Origin of the sequence: Variovorax sp. SRS16 (assembly GCF_901827165.1) — a bacterium.
Classification (GTDB): Bacteria; Pseudomonadota; Gammaproteobacteria; order Burkholderiales; family Burkholderiaceae_C; genus Variovorax.
Genome location: NZ_LR594668.1, coordinates 17,156 through 32,433 on the forward strand (window position 1 = coordinate 17,156; position 15,278 = coordinate 32,433).

General features: G+C 64.4%; 11 protein-coding genes and 5 pseudogenes. 12 read left to right on the plus strand and 4 right to left on the minus strand.

The window, feature by feature from the left end; genetic code table 11:
- The first annotated feature begins 35 nt into the window (after positions 1–35).
- Both E5P2_RS32245 and E5P2_RS32250 read left to right on the plus strand, forming a co-directional pair.
- A complete protein-coding gene (locus tag E5P2_RS32245) occupies positions 36–1,007 on the plus strand; it encodes a Bug family tripartite tricarboxylate transporter substrate binding protein (protein WP_162571172.1) in 972 nt (323 codons plus the stop codon).
- A gap of 1 nt (position 1,008) precedes the next feature.
- Positions 1,009–3,033: a 4-oxalomesaconate tautomerase gene (locus E5P2_RS32250; protein WP_162571173.1), complete on the plus strand. Its 2,025-nt coding sequence runs from the start codon at positions 1,009–1,011 to the stop codon at positions 3,031–3,033.
- 313 nt (positions 3,034–3,346) lie between these two features.
- Here E5P2_RS32250 and E5P2_RS32255 read toward each other — a convergent pair whose 3' ends face one another.
- Positions 3,347–5,080 (minus strand): tannase/feruloyl esterase family alpha/beta hydrolase, encoded by a 1,734-nt coding sequence (locus E5P2_RS32255; RefSeq protein WP_162571174.1) that lies wholly within the window; start codon positions 5,078–5,080, stop codon positions 3,347–3,349.
- Positions 5,081–5,253: 173 nt separating this feature from the next.
- Positions 5,254–5,514, minus strand: a pseudogene (locus E5P2_RS32260) (DUF4158 domain-containing protein); the annotation flags it as partial.
- A 470-nt stretch (positions 5,515–5,984) separates the two neighbouring features.
- Here E5P2_RS32260 and E5P2_RS32265 point away from each other — a divergent pair.
- Positions 5,985–6,332, plus strand: coding sequence for a hypothetical protein (locus tag E5P2_RS32265; protein ID WP_162571176.1), 348 nt, complete (start codon positions 5,985–5,987; stop codon positions 6,330–6,332).
- 22 nt (positions 6,333–6,354) lie between these two features.
- Positions 6,355–7,776 (plus strand): aspartate ammonia-lyase, encoded by a 1,422-nt coding sequence (locus E5P2_RS32270; protein WP_162571177.1) that lies wholly within the window; start codon positions 6,355–6,357, stop codon positions 7,774–7,776.
- Between the two features lie 203 nt (positions 7,777–7,979).
- Here E5P2_RS32270 and E5P2_RS32275 read toward each other — a convergent pair.
- Positions 7,980–8,446, minus strand: a pseudogene (locus E5P2_RS32275) (winged helix-turn-helix transcriptional regulator).
- On the opposite strand from E5P2_RS32275, the pseudogene E5P2_RS37955 reads away from it, so the two are divergent.
- The 7 genes and pseudogenes from E5P2_RS37955 to E5P2_RS32310 all read left to right on the plus strand — a co-directional run.
- Positions 8,359–8,667: pseudogene (locus E5P2_RS37955) on the plus strand (FAD-dependent oxidoreductase); the annotation flags it as partial. The pseudogenes E5P2_RS32275 and E5P2_RS37955 overlap by 88 nt on opposite strands.
- Positions 8,652–9,298, plus strand: a pseudogene (alr, locus tag E5P2_RS38435) (alanine racemase); the annotation flags it as partial. The pseudogenes E5P2_RS37955 and alr, both read left to right, overlap by 16 nt.
- Positions 9,299–9,451: 153 nt before the next feature.
- A pseudogene (locus E5P2_RS32290) lies at positions 9,452–9,604 on the plus strand (HAD family hydrolase); the annotation flags it as partial.
- Between the two features lie 20 nt (positions 9,605–9,624).
- Entirely contained in the window at positions 9,625–10,833 is a 1,209-nt protein-coding gene (locus E5P2_RS32295; RefSeq protein ID WP_162571180.1) for a M20 aminoacylase family protein, read from the plus strand.
- A gap of 124 nt (positions 10,834–10,957) precedes the next feature.
- A complete protein-coding gene (locus tag E5P2_RS32300; RefSeq protein WP_162571181.1) occupies positions 10,958–12,715 on the plus strand; it encodes a dihydroxy-acid dehydratase in 1,758 nt (585 codons plus the stop codon).
- A 19-nt stretch (positions 12,716–12,734) separates the two neighbouring features.
- Positions 12,735–13,661, plus strand: a complete 927-nt coding sequence (locus tag E5P2_RS32305) for a 2-hydroxyacid dehydrogenase (RefSeq protein ID WP_162571182.1) — start codon at positions 12,735–12,737, stop codon at positions 13,659–13,661.
- A 165-nt stretch (positions 13,662–13,826) separates the two neighbouring features.
- Positions 13,827–14,498 (plus strand): haloacid dehalogenase type II, encoded by a 672-nt coding sequence (locus tag E5P2_RS32310; RefSeq protein WP_162571183.1) that lies wholly within the window; start codon positions 13,827–13,829, stop codon positions 14,496–14,498.
- A gap of 276 nt (positions 14,499–14,774) precedes the next feature.
- Here E5P2_RS32310 and E5P2_RS38310 read toward each other — a convergent pair whose 3' ends face one another.
- A complete protein-coding gene (locus E5P2_RS38310; RefSeq protein ID WP_197908641.1) occupies positions 14,775–15,053 on the minus strand; it encodes a hypothetical protein in 279 nt (92 codons plus the stop codon).
- Here E5P2_RS38310 and E5P2_RS32320 point away from each other — a divergent pair.
- Positions 15,046–15,243 (plus strand): hypothetical protein, encoded by a 198-nt coding sequence (locus E5P2_RS32320; RefSeq protein ID WP_197908643.1) that lies wholly within the window; start codon positions 15,046–15,048, stop codon positions 15,241–15,243. The two genes, E5P2_RS38310 and E5P2_RS32320, sit on opposite strands and share 8 nt — an antisense overlap.
- Positions 15,244–15,278 lie beyond the last annotated feature (35 nt).

Below are 15,278 nucleotides of genomic sequence, written 5' to 3' on the forward strand. Positions count from 1 at the left end.
GAGACCGCGGTTCCAGAATCCACCGGAGTAGACAAATGCATTTGAAGAAACATCACCTTGCCGGCGCTATCGCGCTGGTTGCGGCCCTGGTTTGCGGCAACGCGGCCGCGGCTTTCCCCGAGAAAGCGATCACGATCGTTGTGCCTACTGCAGCGGGCGGCGCCAACGACGCGATGGCCCGCGTCATCGGCCAGTCGATGTCGGCCATCCTGAAGCAGCCGGTCATTGTCGACAACAAGGCCGGCGCCAACGGCGCGATCGCCAGCGAATACGTGATGCGCGCCGCACCCGACGGCTACACGCTCATGCTCGGCTACGTGGCCACGCACGCCATGAACCCCTCGCTGCAGAAGCTGCGCTACGACCCGGTGAAGGACTTCGAGCCGGTCGGCATGGTGGGCTCGTCGGCCACGGTGATGGTGGTCAACCCGGGCGTCAAGGCGAGCAATGCGAAGGAGATGGTGGCGCTACTCAAGGCAGCGCCCGACAAGATCAGCTACGCGTCGGCTGGCAACGGCACGGCGCCGCACTTCGCGGCAGAGATGTTCAAGTTGTCGACCGGCACCAGCATGCTGCACGTGCCGTACAAGGGCTCTGCGCCCGCCATCACCGACACGCTTGGCGGCCAGACGCAGGTGATGTTTCCCAGCCTGTTCACTGCCATGCCCTATGTAAAGGCGGGCAAGCTCAAGGCACTTGGCATCGCCGGCAGCAAGCGCTCGGCGTTGATGCCCGACGTGCCCACGCTGAAGGAGCAGGGCATCAACGACGTCGACGTGTCGCAGTGGTATGGGATCTTCGCGCCGGCGAAGACGCCAAAGCCTGTCGTCGAGCAACTCAACAAGGTGCTGAATGACGTGCTGGCCGACAAGAGTGTCATCAAGCGCCTGGAGGACCATGGCGCCGAGGTCTCGACCATGTCCACCGACCAGATGCGCACCTACGTGGCCGAAGAACAGGTCAAGTGGAAGAAGGTCGTGCAAGCCGCAAAGCTCACGGCGGACTGAAATGAGTCAAAGCATCCCCTGCGTGCTGATGCGCGCCGGCACGTCGCGCGGCCCGTTCTTCCTGCGCGAATGGTTGCCCGAAGGCGACGAGGCGCGCGACCAAGCGTTGATCGGTGCCATCGGCGCATCTGACCCGCTGCAACTCGATGGCGTCGGCGGTGGCAGCACGCTCAACAGCAAGGTCGCGATCGTCTCGCGCTCGAAGGAACCCGGCTGCGACCTCGACTATCTCTTCGCACAGGTCGGTGTTGGGCATCGCTCCGTCGACACGCGGCCCAACTGCGGCAACATGCTCTCGGGTGTCGCGCCGTTCGCGATCGAGCAGGGGCTGGTCGCCGCGCAGGACGGCATCACGCAAGTGCGCGTGTTCAACGTCAACACGCGCTCGCGGATCGACGTCACGGTGCGCACGACCGGCGGCCGAGTCACCTACGAGGGCGATGCACGCATCGACGGCGTGGCCGGCACCGCGGCGCCGATCCTGCTCAATTTCCTGGATGCGTGGGGTGCGGTCACGGGTCAGGTGTTTCCGACCGGCCAACGCATCGACACCATCGACGGCATCGAGGTCAGCTGCATCGACGCGGCGATGCCATTGATGATCGTGCGTGCCAGCGACCTTGGCGTGACCGGCCGCGAAAAGCCAGCTGCGCTCGATGCCAACACGGCCCTGCTCGAACGCCTCGAGGCGCTGCGCCTGCAGGCTGGCCGGATGATGGGGCTGGGCGACGTGTCGAACAGCGTGATCCCGAAACCGGTGCTGGTGAGTGCAGGCGACTCGCCGAACAGCATCACCTCGCGCTATTTCACGCCGCGCAAGTGCCACGTGTCGCACGCGGTCACGGGCGCAATCGGCGTGGCCAGCGCGTTCGCATTGCCGGGCACAGTGGCGAGCGCCGCGGCACGCGCGCCGGCGCGGCACAGCCTGGTTGTGCTGCATCCGGCCGGCCAAATCGACGTCGAAGTGGAAATCGAAGGTGAGGGCGCCGACGCGACAGTATCGTGCGCGGCGTTGGTGCGCACGGCCCGCAAGATCATGCAGGGAGAACTGCATCTGCCCGACTATGTGTTCTCGCGATCCGAGGAACCGACCGTAACGCCGGTGGCCTTTCCGAGCAAACTCATCACCATCGTGGTGCCGACGCGTGCTGGCGGCGGCAACGACACCATGGCGCGGATCATCGCGGCCAAGCTCGGGCCGCTACTCGGGCAGGAGGTGCTGGTCGACGCGCGCGCTGGCGCCAACGGTGCGATCGCCAGCGAATATGTCGCGCATGCGGCGGCGGACAGTCACACCTTGATGTTCGGCTACATTGGCACGCACGCCATGAATCCGGCCTTGCAGAAGCTGGGCTACGACCCGGTGAACGATTTCGAGCCGGTGGGGCTGGTCGGCTCGTCGCCGACGATGATGGTGGCGCACCCGGACCTGCATGTGGCGGATGTGTCCGCGCTCGTCTCGCGGCTCAAGGCCACGCCGCGTTCGGTCGACTACGCTTCGGCGGGGGACGGTACCCCGCCACACTTTGCGGCCGAGTTGTTCCAACTCAACACCGGCACTTCGATGGCCAACACGACCTATGACGGTGCGGCACCGGCGATTGCCGACACAGTCGATGGTCGCACGCAGGTGATGTTCCCGAGCCTGTTCACGGCGCGCCCGTTCCTGCGCAGCGGTCAACTACGCGCGCTGGCCGTGGCGGGGCCGCGGCGACTCGGCGAGCTTCCGGGCGTTCCCACGTTGTCCGAAGCGGGCGTCGATGGCGTCGAGGTCACGCAGTGGTATGGACTGTTCGCACCGTCCGGCACGGCGCCCGCGGTCATCGATCAACTCAATCGCGCGCTGAACATGGTGCTCGCCGATCCAGCCGTGATCGATCGCTTCGAAAGTAACGGCGCGCATGTCGAGTCCGGAACCCCGGCCGCGCTCAGGGCGCAGGTCGGGTCGGAACTGGCGCGTTGGCAGCAAGTGGTCGCGCTCAGCGGGCTTGCGCCGCAGGAGCAGCGCCTCGCCGCCTTGGAGTAGCCAGCAGTCGGCCAACTGACGTCCGTGGCCTGACCAGCGCTTTGCCGTCACTCACCCAAGGTAGGAGCCGTATGCCCGAATCGGGCACGTACGGATCTGCGGAGGGCGTCCAGCAATGGGTGTCCCTACCGTAATCCTCGGCCAACGCCAGACCTTACGCCCAGCATCGAAAATTCAGTCTTCGCGTGATCCTCGAACCAGTCCAGCCGCTTTCTTGCCGCCGGTCCTTCCCATGCAAACACCGAGATCGGGCGGATGTGATCGCACTCCTCGGCAGAGTGCGACAGGCGTGATTGCGCAGACGCCCAATACGTCACGGCAACGACGCAACACAACGATAGCTTTCAGCCTTCGTCACGTCGCCCGAAACGTACGCCGGGTAGTTTGGGTAGCGGCACATGGGGCGCGTCGCGAGCGTGCTGAAGGGGGCGGCGGGCGAGTTGCGCACCTGCAGAAGCGCATCGGACGGCGCGCCGCCACTCGTCACCCAGTGATCAAGTGTCGTGAGCAAATCGTGATTGGTGGGAATTTCGGTGCCTGTCGTGAGGCTTGCCGCCGTACCGCCGTGATTCGACGCAGGTGACACATAGAGGCGCACGAACTCGTCCACGACCGGCTGCGTCAGCTTGTTGACGACGCTTTGGTAGTACTGGATGCCGGCCATCGGGCTCTGCGCCCAGTCACCGGAATTCTCGCGGATGATGAGCTTGCCGCCCCGTGCGCGAAAGGCTGCAAGATCAGGATCAGTCGCGTCCATCAGCGCCGACACCTCCTGGATGCGCGCCTGGAAGTTCAAGGCGTTCCATGTGCGGATGTCGAAATCGGCGTTCTTCGCGATCACATAGCGAGCGTAGCTGCTGCCGTAGATCACACCGCGAGCGTCTGCCGCAGTCGGTCGCAGATTGGGAACGAGGCCCGAGGTCACCCAGCGTCCCACGCCTTCACCCCCGAGTTGGATCTCGCCGCCGTACAGGCGGCCTGGGTAGGTCGTGAGACCGTTGGCAAGGGGGAAGGGCAAGACCGTCGGCCCGTACGACGCCTTGAGGACGGCGAGTTGCGCGTCGGACAGGCAGGTGTTGCCCGTGTCGCTACCGCCAGGGCAGCGCAGGCCCTGCAGGTTGATACGAGACGGACAAGCGAGATAGTTGCTCACCACGCCATCTGCGCTTTTGTCGAGCGCATCGCACGTGGTGTTCACGTAGTTGGCGAGCACGCGCACCTTGTTGGCGTTGATTGCGCCGCCCGAGAACTGCGGCAACTGGTAGCTGATGAAACCATTGAAGAGTCCCGTCCAGTTGATTACTGGCACGACGGATACGATGCCATCGAAATCTTGCGGGTACCGCTGTGCCATGAGGAGACCTTCGCGCCCGCCCTCGGACCCGCCATAGAAGTACTGTTTGCGCGGTGAGCGTAGGTAATACTGCTGCATCAACACGTGCGCGACGTCCTTGACCTTTTTGTACGACTGATGCGCGAAATTCAGGAACATCTCGTCGTTCAACGCAAACTTGGCGGGATCGGTCGTGCCGTAAGTCGTACCGTCGTGCCCAGAGTCGGTGCCGAAGGTCGCGAAACCCTGGGTGATCGGCTGCGCTTGGCCCGGCGCTGCGTCGCGAAGCGCCGCGACGGCATCGATGAGCGTGCCGTTAAAGCCGCCGCCGCCCACCATGACGGCCTTTTCGTTCCATGTGGTCGGCAGGTTGAGTTGGAAGCGTATCGGATCGGCACCTGCCGTATGGGGAGCGATCGAGCCCTGCACCCTGCAATATTCGGCAAAAGCTGGCGCGGTGGTGACGGCGGGTACGAGCACGGCCGACGACACAACCGCTCTACCGCTCGTCAGCGCGATCTGCCCCGACGAAACCGTTTTGCCGGCCATGCCGGCGCAAGCCTGAGCGAGCGTGGTCTTGTCCGGTACGGTTAGATTTGTGGCCTTGCCGACCCAGCCGCCTCCTCCGCACGCCGCAAGCAGCGTCGAGCAGGCGATAAGGCTAGCTACGCCGAGCCAGCGGCTCGGGCGATTTTTTAACGGCATAAGTGTCATGGGCTGGGCTTCATAAAGTGTGTCGGCACCTTGGAATCGATCACACACGGATCACAGATACAGAGGTTCTTTCCTCGCAAGTCCTGCACTTTAGTGCTTCCTCACGGCCCAGTCATCTAGGTGTACGAACCGCCCGAATCCGGGGCGGTTCATACAGGGTGCGACTACGACCAATACACGGCGCGCAGCGAGGCAATCTCGGGAGCGACGATGCCCAGTTCGTTGCCAACGCGCCGCCACAACCCCGGCGGCACGACCCGTACGGCGTCCAGCAGTCGACCACTCATGCTCAGCAATCCGATGTGCAATGCAAGACCCAACTTGAAGGCGTCGCCGCGGCGCGCTTGAATCAGCTCATGCTCGGCGCGGCTGAAGGTGAAGAACGCCTGCAACTAGAAGGCGCTGAGGTCGTGCGGGAACTCGCGCAGGCCAATGAATGTCGTGCGCCAGCCTTACATCGCGCGTCTCCTTGAAAGGGGAGAGACGATACGCTTGCCGAAAGCGAACAGCAATCTCAACCAGATCAAGGACTTGCGGATCGGCCCCCGCGCCAGCCACCTCTGTTGGCGCTGCATCCCGTCAGTCGGTGCACCGAAAACGGAGTCGACCCCAAAAAGCGCCCCGCGCCCGTTCTAGCGAGCCTGCCGGCCCGTTTGACCCCGAAGGCCTGCGAGGTCCGCAAGGGTGCGGATCCATGGGCCCGCAGGGCGTGCACGGAGCGCACCGGGAGCCAGCCGTCTATCTCGTCCGTGACCGAAGTGGAGGGGAGCGGTAGGCAAGACAGAATCGCCAGCGCATGGTTGATCTTGGGGCGACACGTGCGCGCTTCCGAGCATCGGCAACAATCTTCAACGCGGCTCGATCACCAAGACCGGCAATGCACGCGCCAGGCGGCTGATGCACGGTGGTGCCAATCGACGGATATCAGTTTGATCCACTTGTCGCAGCAGCAGACTTTGTGCCGATCACAGGCGCCCGCTTGCCAATGAACATCAACTTGACGAGAGCGACCTATCAGTCCCTGTACGTGACGAACAGCTGGCGGCACACCTTGCTGTCGAGGGTTGCCACAACGGCAGTTTGCTTGGAGCCAGTCCTCCAATTCGAAATCGAAGTGCGAGGGATCGATGCTGCAATCAGCGACATGAAACATTCAAAGGCTTCTGCCTTGCTCGCCTCCGCACAGTTCGACGCGATTTCGCGCTGCTTATTCATTGGTGGCGCCTGGGTGGACCCGATCGGCCGCATCTAATCCCATCCCTCGAAAGTCACTGATGAATGAATTGAACCCCCGCCTGGAGACCGACTTCCTCGGCTCAAAGCATATTCCGTCGCATGCCTACTGGGGCGTGCACACGGCCCGCGCCGTGGACAACTTCCCGATCACGGGCCAGACCGTCTCCCAGATGCCGGAATTGGTTCGGGCATTGGCGCATGTCAAGAAAGCTGCCGCCGCCGCCAACGCCCGGCTCGGCGTCATCGATGCGTCCAGGGCCGCGGCCATAAACGACGCCTGCGAAGATCTAATAGCCGGTCAACTGCACGACCAGTTCATCGTTGACGTGATCCAGGGTGGAGCGGGCACATCGACCAACATGAATGCCAACGAGGTGATCGCGAACCGTGCCCTTGAGCATATGGGCGCGGATCCGGGCTCCTACGACCTGATCCATCCCAACGATCATGTAAACGCTTCGCAAAGCACAAACGACGTGTATCCGACGGCGCTGCGACTGGCCGCTTGGAACGGTATCGAGCAACTTCTCGCCGCAATGGCCAACCTGCGTGCGTCGTTCGAGCGCAAGGCAGAGGAGTTTCGCGCGGTACTCAAGATTGGTCGAACCCAGTTGCAGGACGCCGTTCCGATGACGCTGGGCCAAGAATTCGCGACCTTCGCGATCATGATCGGCGAAGACGAGGCTCGGCTGCGCGAAGCTAGGGAGTTGATCACCGAGGTCAACCTGGGCGCCACCGCGATCGGCACGGGTATCAATGCCCCGGCTGGCTATAGCGAAATCGTCATTCCCCTGCTGGCCGAATTCAGCGGCGTTCCGGTCGTGCGCGCCGCCAACCTGGTCGAGGCGACGCAGGACACCGGTGCGTTTGTCCAGTTGTCCGGGGTGCTCAAGCGCGTCGCCTGCAAGTTGTCAAAGGTATGCAACGATCTGCGCCTGCTGTCGTCCGGCCCGCAAGCCGGCTTCGGCGACATACTCCTGCCGGCGCGCCAGGCCGGCTCGTCGATCATGCCCGGCAAGGTCAACCCGGTTATTCCCGAAGTGGTGAACCAGGTCGCGTTCGAGGTGATTGGCAACGACCTGATGATCACGATGGCATCCGAGGCCGGTCAACTGCAACTCAATGCCTTCGAACCGATCATGGGATGGGCGCTGTTCAAGAGCACCAAGCATCTCGCAAACGCCTGCAAGACGCTCCAGGTCAACTGCGTGGAGGGCATCGAAGCCAACCATATGATTCTCTCTAAGCGGGTCGCAGAGTCGGTGACCCTCGTCACAGCCCTGAATCCAATTGTCGGCTACGAGAAGGCCGCCAGGATCGCCAAGTCAGCACTGGCCACCGGCAACACTATCGCCGCCACGGCCGAGCAACTGGGCATCATGAGCTCCGCGGAAATGACCGCATTGCTCGTCCCGGAGAACCTGACGCAGCCAATCCGGCTTGTGACCCTAAACCGTTGAGAAAGCTGGCGTGGCCCTTGTTGGAGATCCGCCCTGCAATGGACGGAGGCGGTTCACCAAAATCGCATCTCGATGAGCGTGGACGCACCTGCAAACGAAATGACGTCCCTGAGTTGCGAAGCCCCCGCGGGTCGTTTTGGTGGCATCTGAGCACTGTGGCAATGTGAAGTTTTGCCGCAGCTCGACCGAGAAGACGTTCGAATTCAGCGGTCGGTGCGCAGCAGTAGCGATTCCTTGAGTTCTTCCATCACCACAGAGCTATTGGACTGTGCGGTCACCGGCAGCTTCTTCAGGATGTCACCCAGCAGACTGCGGTATTCCTCCATGCCGCTCAGGCGCGCCTTGACAAGGTTGCCGAAGGTGCCTGAGATCAGATGGCACTCCTGCACGTCGAGAACATGCAGCAGTTCCTTGCGCACCTTGTCGAAGACTTCGCCCGATTTCGCCGCGAGCGTGATCTCGACGACACCAGTGGCTTCTTGCCCAGCGCATTCGGTACCACACGCGCGTGGTATCCCGTGATCACGCCTTCGCGCTCCATGCGCTTGACCCGTTCCGAGCAGGGAGAAGGGGACAGGCCGATCTGTTGGGCGAGTTCGGTCATCGCGATGCGCCCGTTTCGCTGAAGGATGTCGAGGATTTTGCGGTCGATTCGAGCAGCTGCGTGCAGACACCGGTATTGAGTACGAGCGGCGCACCGGAGGAACGCTTCAACTGTTCCGCACTCAGGCACAGCTCGAAGCGGTCCAGCGCGATATCGCCGTGCTGCAGGAATGCAACGTAGTCTACGAGCTGCTCAACGCAGACCAGCTTGCCTTGATTGAACCCAGCCTGGCCCAAGCGCGTACACGGCTCGCCGGCGGGCTGCGTTTGCCCAAGCGACCGGCAGGGTGACGAACATCACGCTCATGACGCATTTCGCCAGGGCCGACGAGCCAGGCAGCGATGCGACATCCCGGCAAGTGGCGGCGTTCGATGCCGCAACGGAAGCGTTGCCAGGGGATCGCAGTGTGAGCAATTCGGCCGGCATTCTCCAATGGCCCTCAGGCCGGCGCGACTGGGCCCGGCCTGGCATCCTGTTATACGGTGCAGATCCCGTGCCGCAGCGAGGGGCAGGGGAGGGCGGCGATGAGCAATTGCGCCCCGTGATGAGTCTCGAAGCGAAGTCTTCGCAGTTCGCACGCTCCAATCGGGCGACGCCCTGGGATACGGCGGAGGATTCGTCGTGACGGAACCGACGAGGATCGGGCTGGTCGCGATCGGTTATGCCGATGGTTATCCACGCCTTGCAACGACTGGCACGCCCGTAGCAGTCGACGGCACGATCACCTGCGTGGTCGGCCGCGTCTCGATGGACGTGCTGACCATCGATCTGAGCAACCATCCTGGATCCGGGATCGGATGCCGCGTCGAACTGTGGCGCCGGCACGTGCCCGTCAATGAAGTGGCCCGTCGTGCAGGCACGATCTCCTGCGAGTTGCTCTGCAACGTGAAACGAGTGCCCATAATCTATGACAAATAGACAAGGCATGGTGCCGTTCCGATGCCAAAGAAGATGCTGGTAACGCGTCAATAACGAAACGCCGTGCCGCAGCGCAGACCCAATTCGGTATTGACCTGTGAGGCGCGCACTTATGCTCAAGTTCACTCTCATGCGCTATTTCTGGAGATTTTCATGTCCGTGCTGAATTTCAAGGACTTCACTGTCGACGTGGTTGGCGCGCTGATCGATTTCGAGGGCGACATGCTCGCCTGCCTGCGCTCAGCCGTGCCTAAGGCTGGCGAGACGGACGAGTACTTCCTCGCCGCCTACCGCCGTTCGCGTGCTGGTGCCGTCGAGGCCGGGCGTTGAGCTTGGACGCGATCGCCGCGCCGGTCGCCGACCTGCTGCCCGATCTAGTCGCGCTGCGCCGCGACCTGCACGCACATCCGGAGCTCGCCTTCGAGGAGCGGCGCACCGCCGGCGTGGCGGCCCAGGCGCTGCGCCTGCTCGGCCTCGAAGTCCATGAAGGGCTGGGCGGCACCGGCGTGGTCGGCACGCTGCGCTGCGGCAGCGGTGCGCGAAGCGTGGGCCTGCGCGCCGACATGGACGCCCTGCCCATGGTCGAGCTGGGGCGCACCGCCCATGCCAGCCGCACGCAAGGCGTTCACCACGGCTGCGGGCACGACGGCCACACCAGCATGTTGATCGGCGCCGCGCGTCAACTGACACGCACGCGGCGCTTCGACGGCACGGTGCACTTCATCTTCCAGCCGGCGGAGGAAGGCAAGGGTGGCGCACGTGCCATGATCGAGGACGGCCTGTTCGATCGCTTTCCCTGCGACAGCGTCTACGCGCTGCACAACTGGCCCGACCTGCCGCTGGGCCGGGCGCAGACGCGGGTCGGGCCGATCATGGCGGCGGCCGACCGCTTCGACATCGTGCTGCGTGGCCGCGGCGGCCACGCGGCGCAGCCGCATCACACGCCCGACGCCATCCTCGCCGCGAGCCAGCTGGTCGCGCAGCTGCACACCATCGTCTCGCGACGCATCGATCCGGGCGAATCGGCGGTGCTCTCGGTCACGCGCATCGAAGGCGGGCACAGCCACAACGTGCTGCCGGCGGAGGTTTCGATCACGGGCACCGTGCGCAGCTTCGACCTCGCGTCGCAAGACCGCATCGAGGCCGCGCTGCGCGCCATCGTCGATGGCGTGGTGCTGGCGAGCGGCGTCCAGGCCGAGGTGCGCTACTCGCGCTACTACCCCGCCACCCTCAACACGCCCGAAGAAGCAGCGCTCGCGCTCGCCGCGGCCCAAGCCGTCGGCCTGCAGGCCGACATGGCGCCGCGCGCGGCCTTCACCTCGGAAGACTTCGCCTTCATGCTGCAGCGCCGTCCGGGCGCCTACCTGTGGCTGGGTCAGGGGCGCGCGGACCCGGGGCCCGACGGGGAGCGCGCACTGCACCACCCCTGCTACGACTTCAACGACGACGCGCTGCCGCTGGGCGTGCGCTGGTTCTGCGAGGTGGCCGAGCGTGCGCTGGCATCTTCTTCTCTTCCATCCTCTTCATCCCCATGAGCATCACCGTTCTGCACCAACCCACCACCCTCGCCGACCTGCAAGGTGCAGGCCCCCGCGAGGGTGTGCATGCCCTCTGCCTCAGCCACCGCGCCGAGCCACTCCAATCCAACCCGATCCAGCCATGACCCAGAACAGCGCAGACAGCGGCGCCAACCTGCGCAGCGCGCGGTGGTTCCGCAAGAATGACCTTCCCGGTTTCATCCATCGATCAACGCTCGCGATGGACGGCTGGTCGCGGGACGATCTCATGCAGCGGCCGGTGATCGGCATCCTGAACACCTGGTCCGATCTCAACCCCTGCAATCTCAGCCTGCGCACGCTTGCCGTGAAGGTGCGCGAAGGGATATTGGCGGCGGGTGGCATTCCGCTCGAAGTCCCTTTGATGTCGATCAGCGAGAACCTCGTCAAGCCGACCTCCTTCCCCTTCCGCAACCTGCTGGCCATGGAGGCCGAGGAGACCATCCGCGCCTATCCACTGGACGCCGTCGTGCTGCTGAGCGGTTGCGACAAGACCCAGCCCGCGCTCCTGATGGGCGCGGCGAGTGCCAACGTGCCCGCGATCGTTCTCAACAGCGGCCCGGCCACGCCGCGCTCGATGTCCGGTGGCGCGCTCGCGACCGCGAACGGGGTCTGGAAATTCGTCGACCAGATGCGCGCGGGCACCTTGCCCGACAAGTCCTTCGAAACTTTCGAGCGCAATGTCATGGGCTCACCGGGGCATTGCGCCGAGATGGGCACCGCCTCGTCGATGTCGATCGTCACTGAGGCCTTGGGGCTCGCACTCTCCGGGTCGAGCCTGGTGCCTTCCACGGATGCGCGCCGCGGCCAGTTCGCCAGGCTGGTAGGCCAGCGCGCCGTCGAACTGGCGCAGACGGGCGGGCCGACGCCCAAGGAGATCCTCGATCACCGCGCCTTCGACAACGCCATCAGCCTGTTGTGCGCGATCGGCGGCTCCACCAACGTCATCATCCATCTGCTGGCCCTCGCCGGGCGCGTGGGCGTGCCGCTGCAGCTCGACCGCTTCGACGAGATCGCGCGCAAGGTTCCGTTGATCGCCAATGTGCAACCCGCCGGCGAGCACCTGACCGAGCGGCTGATGATGGCCGGTGGCGTGCCCGCCCTCTTCAAGGAACTGTCGCCGCTGCTTCATCTCGATGCGCGCACGGTCGAAGGCCGCACGATCGGCGAAATCGCGGATGCCGCCGAAACCACCGACGACGAGATCATCCGGCCGCGCCACAGGCCCGTGCGGCCCGGCGAGAGCCTGATCGTCGTCACGGGCAGCTTGGCGCCCGACGGCGCGGTCATCAAGGCGGCCGCGGCCGATCCTGCACTGTTCCAGCACCGGGGGCGTGCCGTCGTGTTCGAGGATGTGCAATCCCTGGCGGACTGCATCGACGACCCGGCGCTCGAAATCGACGAGAACAGCGTCCTCGTGCTTCGCAATGTCGGGCCCAGGGGGGCGGCCATGCCCGAGTGGGGCATGCTGCCCATTCCCCGCCGCCTGATGGCGCGCGGCATCCGCGACATGGTCCGGATATCCGATGCGCGCATGAGCGGTACGGCGTACGGCACGGCAGTGCTGCATGTCTCGCCCGAAGCGGCGGCCGGCGGCCCCCTGGCCCTGGTCCGGACGGGCGACATGATCGAGCTCGACGTCGCCGGGCGCCGCCTGGACCTGCTGGTTGACGAAGACGAAATGCAAAGGCGGCGCGCCGCATGGGCCGCGCGCGACGAAGTGCATTTGCGCGGCTATCGCAAGCTCTACAACAGCCATGTCGAGCAGGCCCACAAAGGCTGCGACTTCGACTTCCTGCGCGGCGCCAACCCCGACAACCTGCCCGAAGGCCTGTTCGACGGCTGGGTCAGCGGCTGGTGAAGCGAGAAGGGATGACGCCATGAGCGTGCTCTATAGGTCCGACGCGCCGCGCGCAGCGGCCTGGGCCCGGTTCTTCAAGGACAACGCGCCCGATATCGATTTCCGTACATGGCCGGATGCCGGCGATCTCGAAGAGATCGAATACCTGGTGTCCTGGGCCGCACCCGCCGCGTTCATCGCATCGCTGCCGAATCTGAAGGTGCTGTTCTCGTCGGGCGCCGGCATCGACCATATCGATCTTTCTGGCGTTCCCGACCACGTGCAGATCGTGCGCATGGTCGAGCCGGGCATCATCAACGGCATGGTCGAGTACGTCACGCTCTCGGTCCTCGCCCTGCACCGCGACTTCTTCGACTACGTTGCGATGAAACCTTCGGGTGCATGGAATCCGCTCGAGGTGTCGCCCGCTTCGAGCCGCACTGTCGGTGTCATGGGACTCGGAGTTCTGGGGCAGGCCGTTCTGCAGCGGCTCTCGACTTTCGGCTTTCGCTTGTCCGGCTGGAACCGCTCGCCAAAGAACATCGCGGGCGTCGCCTGCCATGCAGGCGCGCACACCCTCGATCAGTTTCTCGGTCAGTGCGACATCCTCATCTGCCTTCTGCCGCTCACCGATGCCACAAAAGGAATACTGAACGCGCGGCTCTTCGCCGCGCTGCCCCGCGGCGCAAGTGTCATCAACGTCGGCCGGGGGGGGCACCTCGATCAGGCGGCGCTACTGACAGCGCTCGACAGCGGTCACCTGTCGCACGCCATCGTCGACGTCACGGACCCCGAGCCCTTGCCGCCGGACCATCCCTTCTGGACGCATCCGCGCATGTTCGTCACGCCGCACGTGGCCAGCATGACCCAGCCCGAGACGGCTGCGCCCATCATGCTCGCGAATCTGCGCAGCCATATGCGCGGCGACGGGCTGCGGGATGTCGTGGATCGCAAGCAGGGGTACTGATGCCAAGCGGCACGTCGCGATCTGCTTGCAAATTTATGCCGAAACCCTCGTGAAAAAAGCTCAGCCTTCCGATTCGGATGGCCAATTCGGTACCGAACCCGAGAGCACCCTGCCTACGATAGTTCCATCCCAATAACGTGATTTGAATTTTCCAACGGAGCTTCCATGACCATCACCTTCCGGCCCAAGTACATCAGCTTCGATTGCTACGGCACCCTCACTGACTTCCAGATGGCGCCGACAGCGCGCAAGCTCTTCCCCGACCGGGTCAATCCGGAAGACATGGAACAGTTCTGCAAGGACTTCGCCGCCTACCGGCTCGACGAGGTGCTGGGCGAATGGCAGCCCTACTACGACGTCGTCTACAAATCGGTGCTGCGCACCTGCAACCGCTGGGGTGTGCCATTTCGCGAGGCCGACGTCTCGGAGATCTACAACGCCGTTCCTACCTGGGGTCCACACCCGGACGTGACGGCGGGCCTTGCCAAGATCGCGGACAAGATCCCGCTGGTCATCATCTCGAACGCCATGGACGCGCAGCTCGTGCACAACGTCAAGCTGCTCGGCGTGCCTTTCCACCGGGTCTACACGGCGCAGCAGGCCAAGGCCTACAAGCCCCGCCTGCGCGCCTTCGAATACATGATCGATGGATTGAACGCCAAGCCCGAAGACTTCCTGCATGTGTCGTCATCGATGCGCTATGACCACATGTCCGCCCGCGACGTGGGCATCAAGGACAAGGCCTTCGTCAATCGCAACCACGAACCCGGCGTCCCGGGCTACGGCACGACCGCGATCTCCGACATCGGCGGCCTGCCGGCGCTGGTCGGCCTCTGAGCCTGACGCGATCGCCTTCAGGGTGATCGCTTCGCGGGCATCGCGTGTGCGGCCCCGCCCGCGCGCCCGAGGAAGAAGGTCACTGCCCCGGGCTCCCCCCAACGCAGGGCGAGGGCAAGGTCATGACGGCCCGAGACCGCGCGTCGGCCGCACGGTCCTACGCCTCCAGGGTGGCGGTGCAAGCGATTGGTGCAGCATCGCCAGAAAGGCAGTTGCCCGCGCACTTCGCCCGAAGCGGGTGCCCAGCATGGCGACAACGTCGGCGGCAGGAACCTCTCAGCTCGCGAGCACGCGCTTGAGCCGGCCGGCTGCCAGATTGGCAGCGACGTTCCACTCCGACCGGATCGCGACACCCCGGCCTGTTACCGCCCACTCGCGCACCACGGCACCGTCATTGCTGCACATAGTGGGACGGATGCGCACGGTCTGCGGCTCGCGCGTAGCGTGCTCGAAGCGCCACAGCGTGACGTCCTCGCCGTTCTCTGACCACCAAGCATCGATGCCGCGGCAAGTCCGAAGGAGACTGAATCGGCGAAGCACTGGCGAGATGACCATTCCTGCGGCCGGAACGGTCGATCAGGCGGATGACAAGAACCGCCTGCCAATGAAGTTCCGCGGTCGCGATGAGGTCATCGAGGAAGGTGAGTTCATCCTTGTGCCGCATGGCGTCGAGCACTGTCCCATCGCACTGGAAGGAGCCTGCGAGGTCCTGCTCATCGACCGGGCGGCGAACTCGACGCGTTGAAGGAAGGCGCTGCCCTCCCATCGTGGGCACTCTAA